Raw genomic sequence first — 26,520 nt, forward strand, 5'->3', positions numbered from 1 at the left:
GCCCGGATCGCGATCCGGGCCGTGATCCTGCTGGCGCTGGGCACCGTGATGGCCATGGCCTACGGCGGCGTGGTGATCCTCGCCTTCTACGGCCTCTACTTCCTGCTCGCCCTGCCTCTGGTGCGACTGAGCGCCAAGACGCTCGCGATCATCGCCGCCTCGCTCGCCGTCGTCATGCCACCACTGGCCTACGGGCTCCGGTCACTGCTCAGCGAACCGGCCACGGCCGCCCTCAAGGCGTACGACCCGCTCGACCGCGTCGGCGGCGTGGGTGTGCTCGACCTCCTGCTCACCGGCTTCTACCCCGCGATCACCTGGATGGCCTTCGTCATCGCCGGCATGGCACTGGGCAGGCTGGACCTGACCTCCGCCACCGTGCGGAAGCGGCTGGCCGTGTTCGGCCCCGCCCTCATCGTGTTCGCCTACGGCACCTCGTGGCTGTTGTCCATGATGTTCGACGGTGTCCGGGAAGCCGCGGAGATGCAGAGCGCCATGGGACCGGGCTCGGGGTCGAAGGACCTGGGCGCCATGGGTGACACGATGCCGCCCAGCATGAGCGGATCGGCCTGGTCGCTGCTGACCTCGGGGCCGCACAGCGGAATGACGTTCGACATCATCGGCTGTGTCGGCGTCGCGATCACCGTGATCGTGCTCGCGATGACGGCGATCGACCGCCTGCCGCTGCTGCGCCGCCTGGCCGCACCGATGATCGCCGTGGGCACCATGTCCCTGACCGCCTACGTCGGCCACTTCGTGCTGTCGTCCCAGATGTCCGGGGCCTCCGGGGCCGTCGATCCCTCCGGGATGGGCGTGACCGCCGGGTCCAAGTCCCAGGCGTCCTGGCTGCCGGTGCTCATGTTCGTCTTCGGCGCCATGGTGTTCGCGTTCATCTGGTCGCGCTTCTTCCGCAAGGGGCCGCTGGAGTACCTGCTCAACGTCGCCACCAAGCCGGCGAAGTACGTCCGCTGAAACCCGGCCGGTCCCGGCGAGACCGGCCGCGTGAGCAGCTGGGTGGCGGCGAAGCTCGGTCGATCCGCCACCCAGTACGCTTCGCCCCATCGGATTCCTTTGGGGGCGGGGGTTCTGAGCTGTGCTGGATCAGGTGTGGTGGGCACTGGACGCGATCGTCTTCGTGTTCTCGGATCCGCTGACCGCGGGCGGCGTGGTGGTCGGGGCGGTGGTGCTGGGCACGAGCGCGTGGTTCGCGGCGCGGAGGTTCGGATGGCGGCCGGTTTCGTCCGTGTTCGCGGGCATCTTCCTCAGCCTCGTGCTCGCCCTGACGTTCTCGCGGTCCGGGCCGAGCTGGGCGTTGGTCGGCACGCAGTTCTGCCTCCTCAACGGCTTCTCGCTGGACGGAGTGTCGGAGCTGTTCAACGCGCTGCTGTTCGTGCCGCTGGTGTGGTTTGCGGTGCTCGCGACGCGACGGCCGCTCGCGGTGCTGGTCTCGGCGGTGGCGGTGAGCGCGGTGATCGAGATTCTGCAGCCGCTCGTCGGGCGCGGTCTGTGCGAGACGCAGGACTTCTTCAACAACAGCGCCGGAGCCGTGGTGGCGGCTGCTCTTGCGGCCGGTTACGTGGCGTTGCGCGACCGTGCGGTGAGAGTTTGAGCCTCGGCCGCCGGCCCTTCCTGGCTAGCCGCCCAGGACGCCAACAGGGCCAGCCCGTCCGCGGTCGCGGTGCCGGCTTGCGCGGTGTAGACGGTCAGGAGCAGGCCGGAGTCAGCAGGGAGCTCCATCGACTCCACGTCCAGGTCGAGCCGGCCCACTACCGGATGGTGCACGCGCTTGCGTCCGGATCGGTGGAACCGAACGTCCTGAGATGCCCACCGCTGCCGAAACAGTTCACTGCTGGTGGCCAGTTCGCCGACCAGGGCGATCAGGTCCTCGTCGTGCGGATTGCGGCCGGCTTCCATGCGCAGCTTCGCGGCCACGTCGCAGACGATTCGGTCGTAGTCGACGAAGAACGTTCTTGCCGCCTCAGGTTCCAGATACACGAACCGCGCGGTGTTCGCCGGCCGTCGCATGTCGGCCAGCACCGGTGAATACAGCGCGCGGGCAAGTTGATTCATGGCCAGCACGTCATAACGGCCGTTGCAAATCCAAGCCGGCGCATCGGTGATGGCGGCGAGCACCTGGTGAAGCGCCGGCCGCACCGTCACGGCGGGGCGCCGGCGGCGTGGACCGCCGGGCGCTCTGGACTGGCGCGCAAGGTGGAACAGGTGATCACGCTCGGCCTCATCGAGGTGCAAGGCAGAGGCCAACGCGTCGAGCACCCCGTCGGAGGCGCCGGTGAGGCTGCCGCGCTCCATGCGCACGTAGTAGTCGACCGATACGCCTGCCAGCAGAGCTACCTCTTCGCGACGCAGGCCTTTGACCCGGCGGTTGCCGCCGTAGACGGGCAGTCCGGCCCGCTCGGGCGTGAGCCGCGCGCGCCGCGAGCTCAGGAACTCCTTGATCTCAGTGCGCAGATCGATCTTGGCCACCCCTTCACCGTAGGCCCTGTCCACGGGCGAAGGGAGGTCCTGCCGGTACCCCGATGTCCAGTGGCGCGTCCCGGAACGTTGGCGAGGTGATCCACGCTCAGCAGGGCGCCTCACGGCCGTTACCAGCGCAGATGGTGGTAGTTGGGGTGATCTGCAATCGATTACCTTGGCTCGTAACTACAGCCAACTCGCAGGTGCAGCGCCGTGAGAGCGCAACCATCGGGACGCTTGTGGCCGCTATCGCCGAAGTCCTACCCAACCCGACAAAGCACCACTAGGTACCTGTTGCGGTCGTGGCGATGCCGCCGTCGACCGGGATGACGGCGCCCGTGAGGTAGGACCCGGCCCGGCTGGCGAGGAACACGGCGACACCCGCCATGTCGTCGTCGCGGCCGAGCCGGCGCAGCGGGGCCTTCGCCGCGATCGTGTCGCCGATGGCATCGAGCGTGGACGCCATCATCTGCGACGGGAACGGTCCTGGGGCTACCGCGTTCACCGTGACGTGCTGTGGGCCCAGTTCTCTGGCGAGCACCCTGGTGAGTTGATGGAGCCCTGCTTTGCTGCTGGCGTACGAGTAGTTGGGCGATTCGGCGACGTGAATGGCGGCGATGCTGCCGATGTTGATGACCCGCGCGGGATCGTCGGCGGTGCCCGCCCGGCGAAGTGCGGGAAGCAGCGCCTGCACCAGCCAGAACGGCGACTTGAGGTTGAGGTCGACCACCGCGTCCCAGGCCTCGTCCGGGAACGTCTCCAGCGGCTCGCGCCACATCGCTCCCGCGTTGTTGACGAGGACGTCCAGGCGTTCAGAGTCGGCCTTGACCAGATCAGCGAGGCGCTGACACTCGTCGTGCCTGGACAGGTCGGCGGGGATTGCTTGAACGTCACCGAATTCCGACAGCAGCCGCTGTGCCTCCGCGCACGTGTCCGCCTTGCGTGAGCTGATGATGACGCGGGCGCCTGCCTGCAGAAGCCCGCGCGCGATCATCATCCCAATTCCCTTGGTGCCGCCAGTGACAAGTGCGCACTTCCCACTCAGATCAAAAAGGTCCGTGTGAGTGGTGAAGGGGTGGTCCGCCATTGGTCTTCGTACCTTCTGTCGTGATGGAGGTAAGGCGCGACTGGGCGCCGACTCCACAACGTTGACAGGGGTCCTGGACGTCTGGCAGACCCTGGCGATACAGGTACTGCGAGGGCCTGTCCCGTTCGAACGTCAACGAGTACCGACCGCCTCGTCGAGGAAGCCGCCGGACTGGTGGCGCCACAGCTTCGCGTACGCCCCGTCGAAGTCGAGCAGTTCCGCGTGGGTGCCCTGCTCGACGATCCGGCCCCGGTCGAGCACGATCAGCCGGTCCATCCGCACGACCGTGCTCAGCCGGTGTGCCACGACGATCGCGGTGCGGCCCTCCATGAGCCGCCACAGTGCTTCCTGGACCAGCACCTCGCTCTCCGAGTCCAGTGCGCTGGTCGCCTCGTCCAGCAGCAGGATCGGCGCGTCCCGCAGGATGGCGCGGGCCAGCGCGACCCGCTGTCGCTGTCCGCCGGACAGTTTGATGCCGCGTTCGCCGACCATCGTGTCGAACCCGTCGGGCAGCGCGTCCACGAACTCCGTCACGTGCGCGGCATGCGCGGCGCGGTGGATCTCGGCGTCGGTCGCGCCCGGCCGTGCGAACGCGATGTTCTCGCGCAGCGTCCGGTGGAACATGGCCGGGTCCTGGGGCACGTACCCGATCAGGCCGCGCAGGTCGGCCTGACTCAGGCGGGCGATGTCCTGGCCGCCGATGAGGACGCGGCCTCGATCGACGTCCATCAGCCGCAGGAGCAGCCGGGTGAGCGTGGTCTTGCCGCCGCCCGAGCGACCGACGAGCCCAATCCGCGTGCCTGCCGGGATGTCCAGGTCGAGCCCGTCGAACAGCGGCTCGCCGCCGCCGTGGGTGAACACGACGTTCTCGAACCGCACCTGGGAGTCCTTCACGCGCAACGGTTCCGGGTGATTCAGGTCGAGCACGATCGGCGGGTCGAGCAGCAGTTCGGTGAACTGGGCCGCCTCGGTGAGCGCGCTCTCCACCTGCCGGTAGATCTGGTTGAACTCGAACATGATCCGCGTCGCGTTCCCGAAGTAGGCGAACGTCACCACGATCGCCTCCACGCCGAGCCCGTCGCTGACCAGGATCGCGATCACGAGGCCGAGCACGTTGGTGAGCACGGACAGCGGCGCGATCACGGTGTCGATGCGCAGGTTGTTGTAGTCCCACGACCGCAGTGCCAGCAAGCGCTGCTTGGCGGCACGGGTCCGGTGCTCCGCCGCCTCGCGCCGCTCAGCCGCGAACGCCCGCACCGTCTCCATGTTCGTGAGCGTGTCCGAGACGTGGCCGGACACCTGGGCGATGGCGGCCTCCCGCTGGTCGACCAACCGCTGGCGATGGCGGATGAGCGGCGCGACCACGAATCCCGTGACCAGGATCAGGCCGATCAGCACCGCGACGAGCATCGGGTTGTAGCGCCACAGCACGACGCAGGCGAAACTCAGCGGGATGACGTTGGCGAAGACCTTGAACGCCAGCGTGTCCACGAAGTCCTCGAAGCGGAACGCGAAGCCCAGCACACGTTTGGTGAGCGACCCGGCGAAGTTGTCGTGGAAGAACGCCGCGTCCTTCCCCAGCAGCTCGTCCATCGCGAGGGCGGACAGGTGCTCGATCCCGCGGCCGTCCACGCGGTTGAGGCAGTGCAGGCCGATGCGCCACAACAGTTCCGAGAGCAGCATGAAACCGCCGAAGGCCAGCACGTACGGCAGGACGGTGCCGAGGCTTGTGTCGCCACCACCCGCGAGCATTCCGACGAGCCCGCCCACCGCCAACGGCGCGAGGTAGAGCTGACACGTCACGCCCAGCGCGGGCAACATGAGTGCGCCCGCGGACATGAATTTGTGCCGCCGCAACTCCTTTCCGTACAACAGCAGGGCCATCCGCAACGCGTTCGCGCGGACAGGCCTTTCCGATCCTGGCACGACCATCCGACCCCCTCCGGACACCTCGGCTTCCTCATGCTGCCGTAGAGGGTCGGGTGGCAGCGATCGAATATCGCCGCGCCGACGCGGCCGGCCGAGTGCCTCGCGTCACGGGGTTGTCACAAGTTCGGGGCCTGTCCGGTCTTCCTGAACGTGAGTCAATCCCTGGAATCGAGCACCGGCGTCGGCGAGCCGGTCGTCGTGATCAAGAACTACACCGTGCCGGTCGGCGAGGCCGAGCACTTCGTCGAGGCGTACCAGGAGAACGCGCGGATCATGTCGGCCCAGCCCGGCTTCGTGCGGTCCCGCCTGCACAGGCCGCTCGCCGACGGACCGGACGCGCGGTTCGTCCACGTCGCGGAGTGGAGCTCGGGCACCGACCTGGACAAGGCCGTCGTCAACCCCGAGTGGCGTGCCTCGCTGCAGCGCATGTTCGACGACCCCGGCCTGCACATCACCTCGGAGCCCGCCTCCTACCGCGTCGTGGTCGAGCTCCGGCCCTCTGGCACCGCGATCGAGACCGTCGAGGATCTCCGCCGCCACCTGCAGTGGGCGATCCAGCTGGAGCACGCGACCATCCCTCCGTACCTGTGTGCTCTGTACTCGCTGGACCCGAGCCGCAACACCGAGGCCGTGCAGGTCGTGGGCAGCGTGCTCGCGGAGGAGATGCTGCACCTGGCGCTGGCGGCGAACCTGCTCAACGCGGTCGGCGGCGAACCCAGGCTCGACACCCCCGAGCTGCTGCCGCCGTATCCGCACCCGTTGCCGCACGGCGACCGCTCACTCCAGGTCCAGCTCGTGCCGTTCGGCCCGGAGGCCCTGGAGCTGTTCCTGCGGATCGAGCAGCCCGCCAGGGCCGGCGCACCGCCCGAAGCCGACCAGTACGAGACGATCGGGCAGTTCTACGCCGCCATCAAGGCGGGCATTCGCAGGCTGTGCGACGAACTGGGCGAGGACGCCGTCTTCAGCGGCGATCCGGCCCGGCAGGTCGGCGAGTTCCACCTGCGCGGCGGTGGTGGCGCTGTCATCCCGGTGCACGACCTGAAGTCCGCCCTGGCGGCGCTGACCGAGATCACCGAGCAGGGCGAGGGAGCCGCGCGGACCGACGTCTGGGACGGCGACCGCGACGTCTTCCACCCCGAACGGGACGAGGTGGCGCACTTCTACCGGTTCCAGGAGCTCAAGCACGGCCGCCGCTACCAGACCGGCGACACACCGCTGTCCGGTCCAACGGGTGAGCCGATCGTGGTCGACTGGGACGCGGTCATGCCCATGCGGCCGAACCCCCGCACGGCCGACCACGCGGAGGGCAGTCCCATCCGCGTGGCCCAGGAGCGGTTCAACACCACCTACTGCCTGCTGCTGCAGCAGCTGGAGGAGGCGTTCAACGGCGATCCCGCGCGCCTGGGCGCCACCGTCGGCACGATGTACCAGGTGAAAACCCAGGCGCAGGCGCTGATGACGATGCCGTTGGAGGACGGGACCGCGACCGCGGGCCCGACGTTCGAGTACGTGCCGCCCGGCTCGCGAACCTGATCGGAGATGGATCCGCAGTCCGAAACCCGATCGTGCCGGAAGGCCCTTGTGAAAACCTTGCACAGCAAAGACAACTGTGGCGCGCCGACGTGGTCCAGGAACCGCGCGCCCGGCCGGAACATCTCGCGAGCAGAGCGTCACAGCGACGTCAGGTGGTCCGTGATCAGCCGCGCCCACGGCATCGCGGACTCCAGCGCGATCGCGTGTCCGCACGCGAGTTCCGCGTACTTCGAGCCTGGGATGAGGTTCGAGACCTCCTCGCCGAGGCCCCGCGACAGCAGTTGGTCACCGGAGGCGCCGATCACGAGCGTCGGCTGCGTCACCCTGGGCAGCACCTCGGAGACGTCGATCCGCAGGATCAGGTCGACGTGCGAGGCGGAGCCCTTCGGCACGCCCGTGCCGATCAGCTCGGCCAGGCCGTCCGCCTGCGACGGCGTCAAGCGCGCCAGGTACTCCCCGCTGCACATCACGGAGAGGATGAACCTCGAGAGGTCCGGGCTGGGCCCGCCGAGCAACGACCTCCACTCGTCGATCCTGGTCTTCGTCCCGGCGTCGATCTTCGTGAACGGCGCGCTCAGCACCAGCCCGCGCACCCGCCGCGGATGCCGGGCCGCGGCCGTGACGGCGATCGCACACCCCATCGAGTAGCCGGACACGAAGATCGACTCATGACCGGCCCGCACCGCCACCTCCACGAGGTCGTCGGCGAGCTCATCGAGTTCGAGCGGGCCCGAGGCCTCCGGTGAGCCGCCGGCACCCGGCAGGTCCGGTGCGATGACGGTGAAGTGCTGGGCCAGAGTTCCGAGAACCGGTCCGTAGTTGGCCAGCACGCTGCCGCCCGCGCCGTGCACCAGCAGAAGAGCGGGTCCGGTGCCTTTGACGACACTGGACAGGCCGGTCATGCCGTCAGGCCTTGTCGATCAGCGACGCCAGCAGCCCGTGGCTCACGCCCAGGCCGTAGTCGTCCACGAGCCGCCGCCTCATCGGACGTTGCACCAACGCGTGGGTGAGGCGGCGCGCGGTCCGCGACTGGCGGGCCATCTGAGCGGCGAGTTCCCAGGCTCTTTCGCCGACGTCGCCGGCCGGGAGCACCTCGTTGACCAGGCCGAGGTCGAGCGCCTGCGCGGCGGTGACCGGCTGGCCGGTGTAGAGGTGGTACGCGGCGCGTTTCTCGCCCAGCAGCGCCTGCATGGCGACGAACATCCCGTCACCGGGGACCTGGCCGGCGCTGAAGTGCAGGTCGAAGAACACCGTGTCCGGGGTGCAGAGGGTCAGGTCGCAGAACAGGGCGAGCTCGGTGTGGAAGCCGGGGCCGTTCACCACGCCGATCATCGGCACGTCCACGCCGAACACCAGTCGTTCCAGCATTTTGAGCCGGTCGTGGTGCAGGTCGTTGATCTCGTCGGGTGTCCAGTCGCGGAACGGCCGCTCCAGCAGGGCGGGGTCGGCGCCCCCGATCCACGCGTCGCCGGTGCCCGTGAAGATCACCACGTCGCAGGAGCTGTCGACCTGGTCCCAGATCTCGCCCCATCCCCGGTGCAGGTCCATCGAGTACACGGCGGGACCGCCGTCGGTGTGCATGCGGATCCGCACCACGCCGTCGCGGCGTTCCAGCGCGAAGTTCCCGGCGGCGTCGGTCACGGCAGGGCCTCTCCGTAGTGACTGCGGAAGAAGGTCAGCGGCGGGCCGTCGTGCAGGACCCGGTGGTCGTGCACGTCGGCCACCACGATGTGGTGGTCGCCGGCGAGGTGTTCGTTGCGCACGCCGCACTCCAGCCAGGCCAGCACCCCGTCCAGAATCGGCGCCCCGCCTGGCGAACGCCGCCAGCCGACGTCCGCGAACTTGTCCGGGCCCTTGGCCGCGAGCCTGCGGGACAGGCTCTCCTGGTTCGCGGCGAGGATGTTGAACGTCAGGCGGTGCGCCCGCCGCAGCCGGCGCCAGGTCGTGCTGGTGGTCGAGACGCAGAACGCGACGAGCGGCGGGCTGAGCGACACCGACGTGAAGGAGTTGGCGATCAGGCCGATCGGCTGTCCTCCGCACGGGTCCAGCGCGGCCACCGCGACCACCCCGGTCGCGAAGTTCGAGAGCGCGCAACGGAAGTCGGCCGCCGGGCGCGGGATGGACGGCTGCGGCTGGGACATGCCGGGAACTCTGCCCGCCACGCCTTGCCGTGTTCTAAAGCGACGCTGAAACCCGCGGACCTACGACCGGGCGAGGACGAGGGCCCTAGTAGGTTGTCGCGGCTTGGTTGTGCTCCTGGTTGTGGATGAAGGGACCCTTCATCCACGGGGCAAGCGCCGGAACTAAGCCGCGACGCTGTACTAGCACCGCTTTAGAACACGGCAAGACCGCGGGCACAGGATCCTCGGCGAGAACGCCCGAGCGGAGGAGCGCGATGTCCACCCCAGCCGTTCACATCCTGTCGACAGGTACCGCGTTGCCGGGACCACGGATCGACAACGCCACGCTCGCCCAGCGGTTCGGAATGAGCGTGGTGTGGCAGCAGTGGGTCGACGAGTTCATCGCGACGCACAGCCGGCACCTGTCGACCAACCTCGACACCGGGGAGATCGACCACACGCTCACCGATCTCGGTGAGGAGGCGGGACGACGGGCCATGTCGGCCGCCGGGGTGTCCTCTGAGGACATCGACCTGGTGGTGATGGGCACCGCGACACCGGACCTGCTGATGCCGGCCACGGTCAACATGATCGCCGACCGGCTCGGCATCGACGGCGTTCCGACCTACCAGCTGCAGTCCGGGTGCGCGGGTGCGGTGCAGGCGCTCGACGTGGCCTGCCGGCTCGTCGCGAGCGGGCGGCACCGCACCGCCCTCGTGCTCGGCGGGGACGTCGGCGCGAAGCACCACGACCTGACCACCGATCTGGGAGCGCTCTCCCCCGCCGAGCTGGTCAACGTCGTGCTGTTCGGCGACGGTGCGGGGGCCGCGGTGATCAGCGCGACGCCGTCGACCGGCTCGGCGGCGGTCCGCGAGGTCTTCGTGCGGCTCACCGGGCTGAACCGGCCGCCGGGACAGGTGATCGAGTGGTTCGGGCTCGCCGACCGCGGCCGGGAGAAGGCGGCCGGGAGCGAGGACTACAAGATGATCGAGCACTCGGTACCGGTCATGGCGGCCGAGATCGTCGAGGAGCTGCTCGGCATCACCGGCTGGCAGGAGTCCGATGTGGACTACCTGCTGCCACCGCAGCTGTCGGGGACGATGACCAGGAAGATCGTCGAGCGGATGAAGATGCCGGACGCCGAGGAGATCACCTGCGTGCGGGAGATCGGCAACAACGGCAACGCGCTGGTCTTCTTCCAGCTGGACCGCCTGCTGCCCAGGATGACGGCGGGCCAGCACGCGCTCGGCGTCGCGGTCGAGTCGAGCAAGTGGATCAAGGCCGGGTTCGCGCTGGAGAAGCTCTGATGCTCGACCAGCTCATCGCGTGGCACCGGGCAGGAGAACTGGCCGCGAACTTCGCCGCGGTGCCGGGGCTCCTGGCGCGGCTGACCGACGAGGACCTGCTGGTGGCCGGGCAGCTGCTGGCCACGATGGACCCGGAGGGGTTGCCGACGACGACCGTCGCCCTCACCGGCACCGGAACCGTGAGCAGCCTGGTCGCCCCGCTCACCGCCGAGTTCGCCCGGCACGGCCTGCTCTGCAGGACGGTCGTCGGTGACTTCGGCACGTACGTGCGGGACCTCGGTGACCCGGACGGCGAACTGCGGGCCGCCCGGGTGGTGCTGTGCGTCCTCGACGCGAGCATCGTCTTCGACGAGGTGCCGGTCCCGTTCACCGTGGACGACGTCATCGCCGCGTTCGACCGCAAGCTGACGTTGTTCGAGCGGCTCGCGGCCCTGCCGGGAACTCTGGTGCTGAACACGGTCCCGTTGCCCCGCCACCACTTCGGCCAGCTGGTCGACGAGGTCTCCCGGGCGAGGCTCGGTGCCGCGTGGCGCGAGGCCAACGCCCGGCTGCTGCGGCTGGTCGACCGGTACGACCACGTCAGCGTGATCGACCTGGACCCGCTCGTCGCCGAGGGGATCCCGGTGGTGGAACCGAGGCTGAGCCGCTACGCCAAGGTGAACCTCTCCCCCGCCCTGCTGGCCCGTTACGCCCGCGAGGCCGCACACCTGGCCCGGCGGTTGCTGGGGCGCACCAGGAAGTGCCTGGTACTCGACCTCGACGACACGCTCTGGGGTGGGGTGCTGTCCGAGGACGGTCCGGACGGGATCGAGGTCGACGGCGGCCGCCGCGGCGAGGCCTTCACCGCGTTCCAGCGGGTCGTGAAGCAGCTCCGTTCACAGGGCGTGCTGCTGGCCGTGGCGAGCAAGAACGACCTGGCCCCCGTGCTCGGCGTGCTGCGCGACCACCCCGGGATGACGTTGCGCGAAGAGGACTTCGTCAGCGTCCAGGCGAGCTGGGACGCGAAGCACGGTGCCATCGCCCGGCTGGCCGAGATCCTCGGCATCGGGCTGGACAGCCTCGTGTTCGCCGACGACAGCTCGTTCGAGTGCGGCGTCGTGCGGCTCGAACTGCCGGAGGTCGCCGTCGTGGAGCTGGGCGACGAACCCGCCACGCACGTCGACCGGTTGTTGAGGGACAACTGGTTCACCGTCCGGGAGCTCACCGCGACCGACCGCGCGCGGACGGGCGAGTACCGCCGGCAGGCCGAGCGGGAGGACTTCCGGAGGTCGTTCGACGTCGCCGAGGACCACCTGGCCGCGCTCGGCGTCACCGTCCGGGTCGACGCCGTGCACGACCGCGACATCGCCAGGGTCTCCCAGCTGACCCTGCGCACCAACCAGTTCAACCTGACCACCCGCCGCCTGCAGCCGGCCGACGTCCGCGCGCTCGCCGCCGCACCGGACCGCGCGGTGCTGACGATCGGCTCGGCGGACCGGTTCAGCGACAACGGTCTGGTCGGCGCGGTGTTCCTGCGCTACGAGCAGGACCGGGTGCACGTCGACAACTTCCTGCTCAGCTGCCGGGTGTTCGCCCGCGGCATCGAGCAGTCGGCGCTCGTGGCCGTGCTGCGGCACGCGCGCGACCGCGGCGCCAGCGAGGTCCTCGGCCACCACGAGCCGACCGCGAAGAACCGGAAGTTCGCGGGCTTCTACCCGGGCAACGGCTTCACGGCGGTGTCCGACGCCGTGTTCAGGCACGACCTCGCCGAGATCGGACCGCCACCCGCCCACGTCCGGCTGACCGGCAGCATCGGAGGTAACGGCCATGAAGACCGTTGAGGAGTTCATCGACCTCGTCCGCGACCAGCTGGGCCTGCCGCTCACCGCGGACGACGCGGACACCACGCTGTCCGCGCTGCCCGGCTGGGACTCCGTGCACCTGCTCCGGCTGCTCACGGTGCTGGAGAAGCGGACGGGGCGCGACATCTCCCTCCCCGAGCTGCTCGAAGCGTCCACTTTGGACGGAATCTACCGAATGGCGGTGGCATCGTGAAGATCAGCCCGGTGGCGCGGCAACGCCGGCACACCCTGCACTTCCTGGCCGAGCTCGACTCCCAGGTACCGGTGTACCTGGACACCGAGGTCGACATGTCACGGGTGCTGCGCCACCGCGACGGCGGGCGCAGGTACTCGGTCGTCACCTACGTCCTGCGCGCCGCGGGTGAGGCGCTCACCGTGCACCCCGAGGCGAACGTCGCGCTGCACGGCCGCCGGGTCGCGCGGTTCGACGCCGTGCACGGCAAGGTCACGTTCGACAAGACCGTCGACGGCGAACGGGTCGTGGTCTCGGGTCTGGTGCGGGACCTGCACACCGCCGCGCTCGACGACGTCCAGCGCGGTGTGGAGCGCTACCGCGACGGTTCGCCGGAGTCCATGCCCGAGTTCGCTCCCATGCGCCTGCTGCACCGGATGCCGCGACCGCTCGGACGGCTGATGTTCCGCCTGGGCGTGCGGCCGCTGTCCCGCCGAGCCGACGTGATGGGCACCGTCGCGGTGACCTCGCTCGGACACCGGCCGGTCGACAGCTTCCACTCGCTGGGAGGCACCACCGTGACCCTGGGCGTCGGGCGCATCACCGACCGGCCGGTGGTGCGCGACGGCGCGGTGACCATCGCCCCGGTGATGCGGCTGAGCATGGCCTTCGACCACCGCGCGATCGACGGCGCGCTGGCCGCCGACGTGCTCGCCGAGGTCAAGGACGTCCTGGAGAACCACCCCGTGGACCAGCAGGCCGGCCACGCCGGTCACAACGGTCATCTGACGAGGAACGAGGCAGCCCGGTGAACGACGTCGAGGAGCTCAAGAAGTACGTGCTGGTGCACGCGCGGGCCCAGGGCATCCCCGCCGCGCGGTACACCGAGGTGCTGCGGCAGGTCCACGTCGACGACGGCGACGCCGCGGGCTCGTGGGTCGGCGAGTGGACCAGGCAGGCCGAGTCGCTCGAACGCGCGGGGAAGATCGTCGACGCCTCCCGGTGCTACGCGATGGCGCGGTTCCCGTTCGTGGACGGGCCCGCGCGGGAACGGGCCGCGGCGCGGTCGGCCGAACTGTTCGACAGGTGGCGGATCCAGCAGAGGATCGAACCGCTCGACGTCGAGGTCAACGGCGGCCGGTTCCGCTGCTGGACCAGCGGCCTGTCGCGGGAGAAGCCGCTGCCGGTGCTGCTGATCATGGGCGGGATCGTGACGCCGAAGGAGCAGTGGGGCCCGGTGCTCGCCGCGCTCGGCCGGTTCGGCATGGCCGGCGTGGTGGCGGAGATGCCGGGCGTCGGCGAGAACACCGTCGCGTACGACTCCAAGAGCTGGCGGATGATCTCGGCGATCCTCGACGAGATCGAGCCCGTGGCGAACACGTCGCTCACCTACGGAATGACGCTGAGCTTCAGCGGTCATCTGGCGCTGCGGTGCGCGACCGAGGACCCCCGGATCCGCGGCGTCGTCACCGCGGGAGCACCGATCAGCCGGTTCTTCACCGACCACGCCTGGCAGGCCGGCCTTCCGTCGATCACCGTCGACACCCTCTGCCACCTCATGGACGTCGACCGCGGCTCGCTGTCCGGACGGCTGCCCGAACTGGCGCTGAGTCCCGAGCAGCTGGACGGGCTCGGCCTGCCGGTGCACTACCTCGCCAGCACACGCGACGAGATCATCCCGCCGGAGGAGCTCACCGAGCTGAAGACGTTGCGCTACCTGCATCTCGTTGAGAACGACGACGTGCACGGGTCACCGTCGCACACCACCCAGACTCGGTTGTGGTCCGTGCTCTCCGTGCTGCGCATGCGCGGGATCCGTTCTGGCAGAACGGCCTTGCTGTCGGGCCTGCTGAGGCTCAGCAGACTGCGCTCCGCCTCCTGACGGACGACGGGAAGCCCCTCGCGAGAGCTGTACTCGCGAGGGGCTTCTCGTCGTCCGTCAGGCCAGGTAGACGGCGAGGTCGATCACGCCGTTGCGGACGCGGTAACCGACGACCAGTCGCGCGTCGTCGCCGCGGGCGGTGCCGTACATCGACTGGTGGTCGATCACCCACTCGCCCTGCGCGATCCGGTGCAGGATCTCGACCCGGCAGTTGGCTTCGAACTGGTGCTTGAACACCAGGTTCGTGAGGTCCTCGATCCCCTTGACCCGTTCCTCCTCACCGTCCATGACGCTGATGTCCTCGACGTACAACGAGGTGATGGTCTTCAGGTCGTGGCTGTTGTAGGCCTCGACGTGCTTCTCGATCACGCGCACGCGGTCGGCTTCGGTCTCCACAACGGTTTCTGGCACGACGGGTCTCCTGTCCGCTCGGCTACCGAGGAGTGTTCAGCGCCGCGCCGCACCCGCCAAGCACGGAGGCCGCGGGCATCAGGCTCGCTTTAGCGGAGGCCAAGACAGCGGTAAGGACCTGGAAAGACCGGCGTCCCAGGATGGGATCTCCTCAGAGGTAGCGCCGAAGGGGTAGTCAACGAGATGAGCACTCAGGATCACGCACCCGTCGCGATCGTCGGACTGTCGTGCCGTCTGCCGATGGCACCGGACCCCGCCGCGTACCTCGATCTGCTGCGCGGCGCACGGTCCGCCATCACCACCACCCCTGCCGGTCGCCGGCCGAGCGAGCCGGGCGATCCGTTGACGCACGGCGGTTTTCTCGACGACGTGGCGGGGTTCGACGCGGAGTTCTTCGGGATCTCGCCGCGCGAGGCCGCGGCGATGGATCCCCGGCAGCGCATCGCGCTCGAACTGAGCTGGGCCGCGGTGGAGGAAGCCGGGATCGTGCCAGGACGGCTGCGCGGGCGGCGGGTGGGCGTCTTCGTCGGGGCCGGGCCGGACGACTACGCCACCCTGGCGAACCGGCGGGGTGTCGCCGGGGTCACCCGTCACTCCATGACGGCCCTGCAGCGCGGCATCATCGCGAACCGGGTCTCCTACGCCCTCGGCTTCGAGGGTCCCAGCCTCACCATCGACACAGGACAGTCGTCGGCCCTCGTCGCGGTGCACCTCGCGGCGGAGAGCGTGCGCAGGGGCGAGTCCGAGCTGGCCCTCGCCGGTGGAGTGCAGCTGAACCTGGCGCCCGAGAACGCCGTGGCGGCCGAACGCTTCGGCGGGTTGTCGCCGGACGGCCGCTGCTACACCTTCGACGCGCGGGCCAACGGTTTCGTGCGCGGCGAGGGCGCCGGGTTCGTCCTGCTCAAGCCGCTCTCCCTCGCGCTGGCCGACGGCGACGACATCTGGTGCGTCCTGCGCGGCAGCGCGGTGAACAACGACGGCGCGACCGACGGCCTGACCGTGCCGAGCAGGCAGGCCCAGGAAACCGTGCTGCGCCAGGCGTACCAGCGCGCCGCGATCGATCCCGGTGCCGTGCAGTACGTCGAACTGCACGGCACCGGGACGAAGGTCGGCGACCCGGTCGAGGCCGCCGCGCTCGGTGCGGTGCTCGGCACGGCCGCGTCCCGCTCGGCTCCGGTGGCGGTCGGGTCGGTCAAGACCAACATCGGCCACCTCGAAGGGGCGGCGGGCATCGCCGGCCTGCTCAAGGCGGCGCTGAGCATCCGGCACCGGGAACTGTTCGCCAGCCTCAACTTCGAGGTGCCGAACCCCGAAATTCCTTTGGGAGAGCACAATCTCCGGGTGCTCCGCTCGCTGGAACGGTGGCCGGCGCCGGACCGCGAGCTGGTCGCCGGGGTCAGCTCGTTCGGCATGGGAGGCACGAACTGCCACGTCGTGCTGACCGAACCGCCCGCCGTCCGGCGTGAGGACACCGCCGAGCCGGTCGGGCTCACGCCGTTCCTGCTGTCCGGCCGGACGGAGGCCGCCCTGCTCGCCCAGGCGGAGAACCTGCCGCGTGACACCGGACTCGCCGACCTCGCGTTCTCGCTCGCCACCACCAGGACGACGTTCGAGCACCGGGCGGTGCTCCTCGCGCGGGACCACGACGAGCTGACCCGAGGGGCGACCGCCCTGGCGTCGGGCCTCGGGCTCGTCCAGGGCGAGGCCCTCTCGACCGGGACCGTCTTCGTCTTCCCCGGTCAGGGTTCGCAGTGGGCCGGCATGGCGTCCGGGCTGCTGGCGTCCTCGCCGAGGTTCGCCGAGGTGATCGACGAGTGCGCCGCCGCCCTCGCGCCGCACGTGGACTGGTCTCTGCACGACGTGCTGCGCGGATCCGTGCTGGACCGGGTCGACGTCGTGCAGCCGGCCCTGTTCGCGGTGATGGTCGCGCTGGCCGCGCTGTGGCAGGACCACGGTGTCCGCCCCGACGCCGTGCTCGGACACTCCCAGGGCGAGATCGCGGCGGCCTGCGTCGCGGGCGCGTTGTCACTCGGCGACGCCGCGAAGATCGTCGCGTTGCGCAGCCAGGCCCTGACGGCCATCGCGGGTAACGGCGGCATGGTCTCGCTGCCCCTCGACCGGGCCACCACCGAAGCCGAACTGTCCTCTTGGGACGGACGGATCGGGGTAGCGGCCGTCAACGGGCCCGGCTCGACCGTCGTCTCCGGCGACGTCACCGCGCTCGCCGAGCTCGTCGACCGCTGCCAGGCGCGGGGTGTCGACGCCCGCCGGGTTCCGGTCGACTACGCGTCGCACTCCCCGCACGTCGAACGGATCCGCTCCCGCCTGCTCACCGAACTCGCCGGTGTCCGACCGCGGCCGGCGGAGATCCCGTTCTTCTCGACCGTCAGCTGCGCGTTCGTCACCGACACCTCGACACTGGACGCCGAGTACTGGTACCGGAACCTGCGGCAGACCGTCCGCTTCGACGAGGCCGTGCGCACCTTGCTGGCCGCCGACCACCGGTTGTTCGTCGAGGTCAGCCCGCACCCGATCCTGACGTCCGGCATCAGCGAAACCGCCGAGGCGGCCGGGATCCGCGGCGTGGGCGTGCCGACGCTGCGCCGGGACGACGGTGGTCACGAGCGCTGGCTGACCTCGCTCGCCACCGCGCACGTGCACGGCGCGCCGGTCGACTGGACGTCCCTGCTGCCCGCCGGGCGACGGGTCCCGCTGCCCGGCTATCCCTTCCAGCACGAGGACTTCTGGCTGTCCCGCGCGGAGGACGGCCAGGTCGCCGAGCCGGCTCCGGCACTCCCGCGGCCCGCCGGCGCACCGCAGGCCCGCCAGGAGCGGCAGGTGGCCGACGTCGTCCGCACGTGTGCGGCGATCGTGCTCGGGCACACCGGCGCGGACTCGGTGGACCCGCGAAAGTCGTTCAAGGACTTGGGTTTCGACTCGCTCGGCCTGACCGAGCTGCGCAACCGGATCGGGTCCGCGCTGAAGCTGACCGTGCCCGGCCCGGCGTTGTTCCGCCACCCCACCCCGGCGGAGCTCACCGAGTACCTGCGCGACCGGCTCGCCGGTGAGCGGGAAACCCTTCAGCCGACGGCCTCCACCGCGCACGACGAACCGATCGCGATCATCGGCATGGGCTGCCGCTACCCCGGCGGCGCCGCCAGCCCGGACGCCCTGTGGCGGCTCGTCGACACCGGTGCCGACGCCATCGGCGAGTTCCCCGGCGACCGAGGCTGGGACCTCGACGCCCTGCGCGCGACGTCGGCCACCGCGCACGGCGGTTTCCTGCGGGAGGCCGGCGAGTTCGACGCGGACTTCTTCGGCATCAGCCCGCGGGAGGCCGTCGCGATGGACCCCCAGCAGCGGCTGCTGATGGAGACCTCGTGGGAGACCCTGGAACGCGGCGGGATCGACCCGCGTTCCCTGCACGGCAGCCGCACAGGCGTGTTCGTGGGCGTGATGGCCCAGGAGTACGGGCCGCGGATGTACGAACCGGTCGACGGCGCCGAGGGCTACCTGCTGACCGGCACCACCCCGAGCGTCGCGTCCGGCCGCATCGCCTACGCCCTCGGGCTGCGCGGACCGGCCCTCACCGTGGACACCGCCTGTTCCTCGTCACTCGTCGCGCTGCACCTCGCCGCCACCGCCCTGCGCCGGGACGAGTGCTCGCTCGCTCTGGCGGGCGGGGCGACGGTCATGAGCTCGCCCGGCATGTTCGTCGAGTTCAGCAAGCAACGCGGCCTCGCGCCCGACGGCAGGTGCAAGGCGTTCGGCGCCTCCGCGGACGGCACCGGCTGGGCGGAAGGCGTGGGACTCGTCGCACTGGAACGGCTTTCCGACGCCGTCCGCAACGGACACCCGGTGCTCGCCGTGCTGCGGGGCAGCGCGACGAACCAGGACGGCGCGTCGAACGGACTCACCGCGCCCAACGGTGCCGCCCAGGAGGACGTCATCCGGCAGGCGCTCGCCGACGCCGGGCTTCATCCGTCCGAAGTGGACGCCGTCGAGGCGCACGGGACGGGCACCGCGCTGGGCGACCCGATCGAGGCGGAGGCGCTCCTCGCCACCTACGGCCGGGACCGGGACGAACCGCTCCGGCTCGGATCGCTCAAGTCCAACATCGGACACGCGCAGGCCGCCGCGGGCGTGGGCGGCGTCATCAAGATGGTGCTCGCGCTGAACCACGAGCGGCTGCCGCGGACGCTGCACGCGGCGGAGCGCTCCCCGCACGTCGACTGGGAGAGCGGTTCGGTCGCGCTGCTGACCGAACCGGCGGACTGGCCGAGGACCGACCGGCCGCGGCGAGCCGGGGTGTCGTCGTTCGGCATCAGCGGCACCAACGCGCACGTCATCGTCGAGGAGCCACCCGCCCGCGCGGCCGAGGAACCCGCTGCCGACACGACCACGCCAGCCACCGAAGAACCAACCGCCCACACCGCCGCCCCAGCATCCGAGCGGTCCCGCGACCAGCTGTGGGTGCTGTCCGGCCGGGACGAGAACGCGCTGCGGGCCCAGGCCACCAGGCTGCACGAGTTCCTGACCGCGCGGCCGGATCTCGCTCCCGCGGACGTCGGCCTCTCGCTGGCGGCCACGAGAACCGCGTTCGAGCACCGGGCCGCCGCGGTGGGCCGGGATCGCGGCGAACTGCTGGCGTGGCTGCGGGAACTGGCCGACGGCACCGCCACCGGAACGACGGTCACCGGGGCGGCCAGGCCCGTGTTCGTGTTCCCCGGCCAGGGCTCGCAGTGGGCGGGCATGGCAGTGGAGCTGATGGCGCAGGTGCCGGCGTTCGCCACCGCGATCGACGAGTGCGCGGCGGCACTGGCCCCGCATGTGGACTGGGTGCTCACCGACGTGTTGCAGGACGCCGAGGCGCTCGGCCGGGTCGACGTCGTGCAACCCGCCCTGTGGGCGGTGATGGTGTCCCTCGCCGCCCTGTGGCGCTCGGCCGGTGTCGAGCCGGCGGCCGTGATCGGCCACTCCCAGGGCGAGATCGCGGCGGCGTGCGTCGCCGGTGCCCTCTCGCTGGCCGACGCCGCCATGATCGTCGCGGTCCGCAGTGCGGCACTGGTGACGATCGCGGGCGGCGGCGGCATGCTCTCCGTGCCCGAACCCGCGGACGACGTGGCCGCACGCCTGCGTGGCCGAGCGGGCCTGGCCGGTGTGGCGGCGGTCAACAGTCCACATTCGACGGTGGTGGCCGGTGAGCCCGCCGTGCTCGACGAGCTCATGGCCGAGTACGCGGCGGAAGGCAGGCAGGCCCGGCGGATCCCGGTCGACTACGCTGCCCACACGAGCCACGTCGAGAGCTTGCGCGAGGTGCTGCTCGCCCGCCTCGCCGACGTCGCGCCGCGGCCGTCCGAGGTCGAGTTCTACTCGACCGTGACCGGTGACCTGCTCACCGACACCACGACGCTGAACGCCGACTACTGGTACCGCAACCTGCGCGAGCCGGTCCGGTTCGACCTGGCGGTGGCCGCGGCGGCACGGGACGGCCACCGGTTGTTCGTCGAGTCGAGCGCGCACCCGGTGCTCGTCGCCGGTGTCCAGGAGACCAGCCAGGACGTGGCCGGCACCGGGACGCTGCGGCGTGACGACGGCGGCTGGGACCGGTTCCTCACCTCGCTCGCCACCGCGCACGAGCACGGCGCGAAGTTCGCCCCGGCCGCGGTCTTCGCCGGCGCCCGCGAGGTCGAGCTGCCGACGTACGCCTTCCAGCGCCAACGGTTCTGGCTGACCGCCCGCGCCGCCGGGAACGCCGCCGGGCTCGGCCTGGACGCCGTCGACCACCCGCTGCTCGGCGCCGCGGTGCGGCAGGCCGACGGCACGACGGTGGTCACCGGTGTGCTGTCGCTGGGAACCCAGCCCTGGCTCGCCGACCACGTGGTCCGGGACGCGGTGCTCGTGCCCGCGACCGCGTTGGTCGAGCTGGTGCTGAGCGCGGCCGGCGGCGGCTGCCTCGACGAGCTCACGATCGAGGCGCCGCTCGTGCTGCCCGCGCGGGGTGCCGTCCGCGTCCAGGTGACCCTGCGAGCCGCCGACGCCTCCGGCCACCGGGTCGCGGAGCTCCACTCGCAGACCTCCGGCGAGCAGGGCGTTCCGGCGTGGACCCGGCACGCCGGCGGCACGGTCAGCGCGACCGAACTGCCCGCGCCACCGCCGGAGGACTGGCCGCCGGCGGACGCGGAGCCCGTCGACGTCGCCGGGACGTACCAGCGCCTGGAGGACCTCGGCTACGGCTACGGACCGGCGTTCACCGGGGTGACGGCCGCCTGGCGGCGCGGCGAGGACGTCTTCGCCGAGATCACGCCGGCCGACGGGGTGGACGGGCAGGCCTTCGGCGTCCACCCCGCGCTTCTGGACGCCGCGTTGCACCTGGCACTGCCGCAGGACGGCGATCTCGTGCTGCCGTTCGCGTTCGCCGGGGTCCGGTTGCACGCGGCCGGCGCGGACGGCCTGCGGGTGCGGCTGACGAAGACCGGTGACCGCACCGCGCTCAGCGCCACCGACCACACCGGCGCACCCGTGCTGACGATCGAGTCCGTGGCCTTCCGCCCCGCCGGGCAGCTCGCCGGCCTCCAGGCGGAACCGCTGCTCACCCCGGTCTGGGTCGATGGAGACGCACCCGAGCCCGGCGAGCCGTGGACGCGGGTGTCCCTCTCGGACGATCTCGCGGAGGTGACCGCCGACGTGCTGGCGGTGGACTGCACACCGCCGGACGCGGACGACGTCGTCGAGCGGACCCGCCGCGGGCTGCACGACGTGCTGGCGTTCGCGCAGCGCTTCCTCGCGGCCGAACACCTGGCCTCGTCCCGCCTGGTCGCCGTCACCCGGCACGCCGTGGCCGTCGACGCCACCGAGGACGTCGACCCGGCCGCCGCGGCGATCTGGGGCCTCCTGCGGTCCGTGCAGACCGAGCACCCCGGCCGCGTCACCCTCGTCGACACGCCGGACCCGGTGACCGGCACGGGCGCGCACCCCCAGGTGGCGATCCGCGCCGGCCGCGAGCACACGCCGTCGCTCACACCCGTCGCCGCGCCCGCGCCCGTGCGGCTGGATCGGGGAACCGTGCTCGTCACGGGCGCCACCGGCACCCTCGCCGCTCTGATCACCCGGCACCTGGCCGAAGTGCACCACACCCCTCAGGTCCTGCTCACCACCCGGCCGACGACCGCGGACGACCGGATCGCCGAACTGCGCGAGCGGCTCGGCACCGGCGGCACAGCGGTCACCGTTGTGCCGTGCGACATCACGGACCCGAGTGCGCTCGCCGACCTCTTCGAACAGCACCGGATCACCGCGGTCGTCCACGCGGCCGGAGCTCTCGACGACGCCACCGTCGCCAGGCTGACGCCGGACCGGATCGACACCGTCCTGAACCCCAAGGCCGCCGCGTGGCACCTGCACGAGCTGACCCGGCACCACCCGGTCTCCCACTTCATCACGTTCTCGTCCACCGCGGCCCAGCTCGGCAACGCGGGCCAGGCCAACTACGCGGCCGCCAACGCGTTCCTCGACGGACTGGCCGCGCACCGGGCGGCGGCCGGTCTCCCTGCCACGTCGATCGCCTGGGGCCTCTGGGAGATCGCCAGCGGCCTGACCGCCCACCTCGGCGACGCCGACCGCGCCGCCCTCGCGCGACGGGGACTCGCCGCCCTGCCCACCGACGCCGGTCTGGCGTTCTTCGACCAGGCGCTGGGCGGCGGCGCTCCCGTGGTCGTCGCGGCGAGGTTCGACCGCGCGGCCCTGCGCACCGCGGCCGAGGACGGCTCGATCCCAGGTCTGCTGCGCGGTCTGGTGCGGACGCCGTCCCGGCGGCCGGCGGCGGGATCGGTCACCGCAAGGCTCGCCGGACTGGCCGGCGCCGACCAGGACGCGTTCCTGCTCGACCTCGTGCGCACGGCCACCGCGGCGGTCCTCGGGCGGCCCGATCCGGCCTCGGTCGCCCCGGACCGGGCGTTCAAGGACCTCGGCTTCGACTCGCTCACCAGCGTCGAGCTGCGCAACCGCCTCAACACCGCCAGCGGTCTGCGGCTCACGGCCACAGCGGTCTTCGACCACCCCTCCCCGGCCGCGCTCGCCCGGCACCTGCGCGCCGAACTGCTGGGCGCGACCGTGTCCGCGCCCGCGCTCACCAGGTCCAGCACGAGCGACGAGCCGATCGCCGTGGTCGGCATCGGATGTCACTTCCCCGGCGGCATCGACAACGCCGACGACCTGTGGGACTTCGTCGCCGGCGGCCACGACGCGATCTCGGGCTTCCCGGTCAACCGCGGCTGGCCGCTCGACTCGCTGCACCACCCCGACCCCGACCACCACGGCACCACCTACGTCCGGCACGGCGGCTTCCTGCACGACGCCGACGAGTTCGACCCGGCGTTCTTCGGCATGAGCCCCCGCGAGGCCCTCGCCACCGACCCGCAGCAACGACTCCTGCTGCAGACCACCTGGGAGACGCTGGAGAGCGCCGGCATCAACCCGCACGCGTTGCGCGGCACTGCCACCGGAGTCTTCGCCGGCGTCATGTACAACGACTACGGATCCCGGCTCCAGCAGTCGCCGGAGGGGTACGAGGGCTTCCTGCTGACCGGCACGCAGGGCAGCGTCGCCTCCGGCCGGGTCGCCTACACCTTCGGTTTCGAGGGCCCGGCGATCACGGTCGACACCGCCTGCTCGTCGTCCCTGGTCGCGATCCACCTCGCCGCGCAGGCGCTGCGCACCGGTGAGTGCACGCTCGCCCTGGCCGGCGGCGTCGCGCTGATGGCGACGCCCAAGACGCTCGTCGAGTTCAGCAAGCAGCGCGGCCTGTCGGCGGACGGCCGGTGCCGGTCGTTCGCGGACAGCGCCGACGGCACCGGCTGGAGCGAGGGTGTCGGACTCGTGCTGCTGGAACGCCTGTCCGACGCCCGGCGCAACAACCACCCCATCCGTGCCGTCATCCGCGGGTCAGCGGTCAACCAGGACGGCGCCTCCAACGGCCTGACCGCGCCCAACGGTCCCTCGCAGCAACGGGTCATCCGGCAGGCGCTGGCCGCCGCGGGCCTGCGACCGTCCGATGTGGACGCCGTCGAGGCCCACGGCACCGGCACGACCCTGGGCGACCCGATCGAGGCCCAGGCGCTGATCGAGACCTACGGGCAGGGGCGCGCGGAACCGCTGTGGCTCGGGTCGATCAAGTCCAACCTCGGGCACACCCAGGCCGCCGCGGGTGTCGCCGGTGTCATCAAGATGATCGAGGCGATCCGGCACGGCACGCTGCCCAGGTCGCTGCACGTCGACGAACCGACCCGGCACGTCGACTGGTCCGCGGGGGCGGTGACCCTGCTGCGGGAGAACCGGGCGTGGCCGACGGTGGACCGCCCCCGCCGCGCGGGCGTCTCGTCGTTCGGGGTCAGCGGCACCAACGCGCACCTCATCGTCGAGCAGCCACCGGCCTCGCAGACGGACGGCGTTCCCCCCGGCGAGAGCGTGCTCCCGTTCGTGCTCTCCGGCCACACGGCCAAGGCCGTGCGCGACCAGGCCGCGCGCCTCGCGCGGTTCGCCGGGCAGCACGCCGGCGTCCCGCTCGCCGACATCGCGCTCTCCCTGTCCGCCAAGGCGCCGCTGCCGCACCGCACGGTCGTCGTGGCCGCCGATCGCGACGAGCTGCTGACGAAGCTCACGGCCGTGGCGACCGGCAGCCCGCTGGCGGACGCGGTCACCGGCAGGGCAGGCGAGCCGGTGAAGACGGTCTTCGTGTTCCCCGGCCAGGGATCCCAGTGGCAGGGCATGGCGGTCGAGCTGCTCGACACGTCACCGGTCTTCGCGGCCCGGTTCGCCGAGTGCGCCGCCGCGCTGGCACCGCACATCGGCTTCGCACCGGCCGACGTCGTGCGCGGGGTGCCCGGCGCGCCGGAGATGGACCGGCTCGACGTGCTGCAGCCCGTGCTGTTCGCCGTACTGGTCAGCATCGCGGAGCTCTGGCGGTTCCACGGCGTGCACCCGGACGCGGTCATCGGCCACTCCCAGGGCGAGATCGCCGCGGCCTGCGTGGCGGGCGCGCTCTCGCTGCCCGACGCCGCCAGGGTCGTCGCGTTGCGCAGCAGGATCCTCGAGGAGGACGCGGCGGGCGCCATCATGTCGGTCGCGCTGCCCGCGGAGGAGGCAGCGGCGCGACTCGGCGACCAGCTCCACATCGCCGCCGTCAACGGCCCGCGGTCGGTCGTGATCTCCGGCGGGATCGAGCCCCTCAGCGAGCTCAGGGCGGCCTGCGAGGCGGAGGAGATCCGGGTCCGGCTGCTGGTGCCGAGCTGCGCGTCCCACTCTCCGCACATGATCCCGTTGCGGGAACGGCTCCTCGCCGATCTCGCCGGGATCGAGCCCCGCGCCGGCACCGTCGCGTTCTACTCCACAGTGGACGGAGCCGTGCTCGACGGCACCGAGCTCGGCGCCGAGTACTGGTACCGCAACCTGCGTCAGCCCGTGGAGTTCCAGCGCACCACCGAACTGCTGCACGAACACGGCTTCGGGCTCTTCGTCGAGGTCAGCCCGCACCCCGTGACCACGGCGAACGTCCAGGACACCGCGCCCGTCGCCGCGATCGGCTCGCTGCGCCGCGACGACGGCGGGCAGGCCAGGTTCCTCCGCTCGCTCGCCGAGGCCCACGTCCACGGCCGCGCCGTCGACTGGACCCCGTTGTTCACCGGCGCGCGGCAGACCGATCTGCCGACGTACGCGTTCCAGCGGGAGCGGTACTGGCTCGACGCGCCGCGGACGGCCGACCTCCGCTCCGCCGGCCTCACCCCGGCCGGCCACCCGTTGCTGGACGCCTGCGTCGAGCTCGGCGACGACAACGGTCTCGTGCTGACCGGCGTGCTCTCCACGCGGGCCCACCCGTGGCTGTCCGACCACGCGCTGCACGGCACCGTCCTGTTGCCCGGCACCGCGTTCGTCGACCTCGTGGCGCACGCGGGCGAGCTGGCCGGCTGCGCCACCGTCGACGAGCTCATCATCGAGGCACCGCTGCCGGTGCCGCGGGACGCCGAGGTCGCCGTTCGCGTCACCGTGGGCGCGTTCGACGACGGCCTCCGGGAGGTGACCGTGCACTCGCGCACCGACGAGGTGTGGACCCGGCACGCGGGCGGGACCGTCTCGGCCACCACCACGACCGGCGAGCGCTGGGAAGACAGCTGGCCTCCCGACGGCGCGGTGCCCGTGGACGTCGACCACGCCTACGTGGAGCTGGCCGACCGGGGCTACGAGTACGGCCCGGTGTTCCAGGGACTGCGGAAGATGTGGCGTGCGGGCGACGTGACCTACGCGGAGGCCGAGCTGCCCGCCGAGGCCGATCCGGCCGGGTTCGGCGTTCATCCGGCGCTGCTGGACGCCGCGATCCAGCCCATCGCGGTGGCCGCCACCGGCACCCCGGTGCTGCCGTTCTCCTGGCGGCGGGTGTCGATCCGCGCGGCCGGCGCGAGGACGCTGCGGGTACGGCTGACCAGGACCGGGCAGGACCAGGTCGCGATCCTGGTCACCGACCGGGGCGGGGCACCGGTCGCCGACGTGGCCGCGTTGTCCGTGCGCCCGATGGCGGCCACACCGGCCGCCGCGTGGCTGCTCCGTCCGGTGTGGACGGAGGTGTCCGGCGAGGGCGGTGCCTTCGGGTGCGCGGTGCTCGGCGAGGACGGCCTCGCCGGGGTGACCGAGGTGCCGGACCTGGTGGTGCTGCCGGTATCGGGTGAGGGCTCCGCGGCGGCCACGGCGCCAGAACCGGTGGAGCCGGTGGTGCCG

At 71.4% G+C, this 26,520-nt stretch carries 15 protein-coding genes and 4 pseudogenes; 12 read left to right on the forward strand and 7 right to left on the reverse strand.

The window, feature by feature from the left end; genetic code table 11:
* Together B0F77_RS29650 and B0F77_RS29655 are read left to right on the forward strand one after the other, a co-directional pair.
* Nucleotides 1-969, forward strand: a 969-nt coding sequence (locus tag B0F77_RS29650; RefSeq protein WP_143466962.1) for a DUF418 domain-containing protein, incomplete at its 5' end; no start/stop codon positions are given.
* Nucleotides 970-1,090: 121 nt separating this feature from the next.
* Nucleotides 1,091-1,606 (forward strand): VanZ family protein, encoded by a 516-nt coding sequence (locus tag B0F77_RS29655; protein ID WP_086666298.1) that lies wholly within the window; start codon nt 1,091-1,093, stop codon nt 1,604-1,606.
* Here B0F77_RS29655 and B0F77_RS29660 read toward each other — a convergent pair.
* The 3 genes from B0F77_RS29660 to B0F77_RS29670 form a co-directional block, all read right to left on the reverse strand.
* Nucleotides 1,570-2,481, reverse strand: a complete 912-nt coding sequence (locus B0F77_RS29660) for a helix-turn-helix transcriptional regulator (RefSeq protein WP_086666312.1) — start codon at nt 2,479-2,481, stop codon at nt 1,570-1,572. The genes B0F77_RS29655 and B0F77_RS29660 overlap by 37 nt on opposite strands.
* Nucleotides 2,482-2,755: 274 nt before the next feature.
* Nucleotides 2,756-3,559 (reverse strand): SDR family oxidoreductase, encoded by an 804-nt coding sequence (locus B0F77_RS29665; RefSeq protein WP_086666299.1) that lies wholly within the window; start codon nt 3,557-3,559, stop codon nt 2,756-2,758.
* Nucleotides 3,560-3,691: 132 nt separating this feature from the next.
* Nucleotides 3,692-5,509 carry an ABC transporter ATP-binding protein gene (locus B0F77_RS29670; protein WP_245848815.1) on the reverse strand — a complete coding sequence of 606 codons (1,818 nt, stop codon included), beginning with the start codon at nt 5,507-5,509 and terminating at the stop codon, nt 3,692-3,694.
* A 129-nt stretch (nt 5,510-5,638) separates the two neighbouring features.
* Between B0F77_RS29670 and B0F77_RS29675 the strand changes: the two genes are divergently transcribed.
* Nucleotides 5,639-7,021 (forward strand): ferritin-like domain-containing protein, encoded by a 1,383-nt coding sequence (locus B0F77_RS29675; RefSeq protein ID WP_169730999.1) that lies wholly within the window; start codon nt 5,639-5,641, stop codon nt 7,019-7,021.
* Between the two features lie 137 nt (nt 7,022-7,158).
* Here the strand turns inward: B0F77_RS29675 and B0F77_RS29680 are convergent, their stop codons facing one another.
* The 3 genes from B0F77_RS29680 to B0F77_RS29690 are packed head-to-tail and all read right to left on the reverse strand — an operon-like array spanning nt 7,159 to nt 9,162.
* On the reverse strand, nt 7,159-7,923 hold the full coding sequence (locus tag B0F77_RS29680) for an alpha/beta fold hydrolase (protein ID WP_086666302.1): 765 nt from the start codon (nt 7,921-7,923) through the stop codon (nt 7,159-7,161).
* A 4-nt stretch (nt 7,924-7,927) separates the two neighbouring features.
* A complete protein-coding gene (locus B0F77_RS29685; RefSeq protein WP_086666303.1) occupies nt 7,928-8,662 on the reverse strand; it encodes an enoyl-CoA hydratase/isomerase family protein in 735 nt (244 codons plus the stop codon).
* On the reverse strand, nt 8,659-9,162 hold the full coding sequence (locus tag B0F77_RS29690; RefSeq protein ID WP_086666304.1) for a flavin reductase family protein: 504 nt from the start codon (nt 9,160-9,162) through the stop codon (nt 8,659-8,661). Before B0F77_RS29690 ends, B0F77_RS29685 begins: the two co-directional genes overlap by 4 nt.
* 254 nt (nt 9,163-9,416) lie before the next feature.
* Between B0F77_RS29690 and B0F77_RS29695 the strand changes: the two genes are divergently transcribed.
* The 5 genes from B0F77_RS29695 to B0F77_RS29715 are packed head-to-tail and all read left to right on the forward strand — an operon-like array spanning nt 9,417 to nt 14,343.
* Complete coding sequence (locus B0F77_RS29695; protein ID WP_086666305.1) at nt 9,417-10,448, forward strand: 3-oxoacyl-ACP synthase III family protein; 1,032 nt, start codon at nt 9,417-9,419, stop codon at nt 10,446-10,448.
* Nucleotides 10,448-12,268: an HAD-IIIC family phosphatase gene (locus tag B0F77_RS29700; protein WP_086666306.1), complete on the forward strand. Its 1,821-nt coding sequence runs from the start codon at nt 10,448-10,450 to the stop codon at nt 12,266-12,268. The genes B0F77_RS29695 and B0F77_RS29700 overlap by 1 nt, the downstream gene beginning before the upstream one ends.
* Nucleotides 12,255-12,482, forward strand: coding sequence for an acyl carrier protein (locus B0F77_RS29705; protein WP_086666307.1), 228 nt, complete (start codon nt 12,255-12,257; stop codon nt 12,480-12,482). The genes B0F77_RS29700 and B0F77_RS29705 overlap by 14 nt, the downstream gene beginning before the upstream one ends.
* Nucleotides 12,479-13,273: a 2-oxo acid dehydrogenase subunit E2 gene (locus tag B0F77_RS29710; protein ID WP_211294122.1), complete on the forward strand. Its 795-nt coding sequence runs from the start codon at nt 12,479-12,481 to the stop codon at nt 13,271-13,273. Before B0F77_RS29705 ends, B0F77_RS29710 begins: the two co-directional genes overlap by 4 nt.
* A complete protein-coding gene (locus tag B0F77_RS29715) occupies nt 13,270-14,343 on the forward strand; it encodes an alpha/beta hydrolase family protein (RefSeq protein ID WP_086666308.1) in 1,074 nt (357 codons plus the stop codon). Before B0F77_RS29710 ends, B0F77_RS29715 begins: the two co-directional genes overlap by 4 nt.
* Before the next feature lie 57 nt (nt 14,344-14,400).
* Here the strand turns inward: B0F77_RS29715 and B0F77_RS29720 are convergent, their stop codons facing one another.
* Nucleotides 14,401-14,754: a nuclear transport factor 2 family protein gene (locus B0F77_RS29720; protein ID WP_086666309.1), complete on the reverse strand. Its 354-nt coding sequence runs from the start codon at nt 14,752-14,754 to the stop codon at nt 14,401-14,403.
* 183 nt (nt 14,755-14,937) lie between these two features.
* Between B0F77_RS29720 and B0F77_RS50930 the strand changes: the two are divergent.
* The 4 pseudogenes from B0F77_RS50930 to B0F77_RS50945 all read left to right on the forward strand — a co-directional run.
* Nucleotides 14,938-20,817, forward strand: a pseudogene (locus B0F77_RS50930) (type I polyketide synthase); the annotation flags it as partial.
* Between the two features lie 96 nt (nt 20,818-20,913).
* A pseudogene (locus B0F77_RS50935) lies at nt 20,914-21,312 on the forward strand (polyketide synthase dehydratase domain-containing protein); the annotation flags it as partial.
* A gap of 411 nt (nt 21,313-21,723) precedes the next feature.
* A pseudogene (locus tag B0F77_RS50940) lies at nt 21,724-25,398 on the forward strand (type I polyketide synthase); the annotation flags it as partial.
* A gap of 156 nt (nt 25,399-25,554) precedes the next feature.
* Nucleotides 25,555-26,316: pseudogene (locus tag B0F77_RS50945) on the forward strand (polyketide synthase dehydratase domain-containing protein); the annotation flags it as partial.
* Between the last annotated feature and the right edge of the window lie 204 nt (nt 26,317-26,520).

This window comes from Lentzea kentuckyensis (genome assembly GCF_002150765.1).
Taxonomy (GTDB): Bacteria; Actinomycetota; Actinomycetes; order Mycobacteriales; family Pseudonocardiaceae; genus Lentzea; species Lentzea kentuckyensis.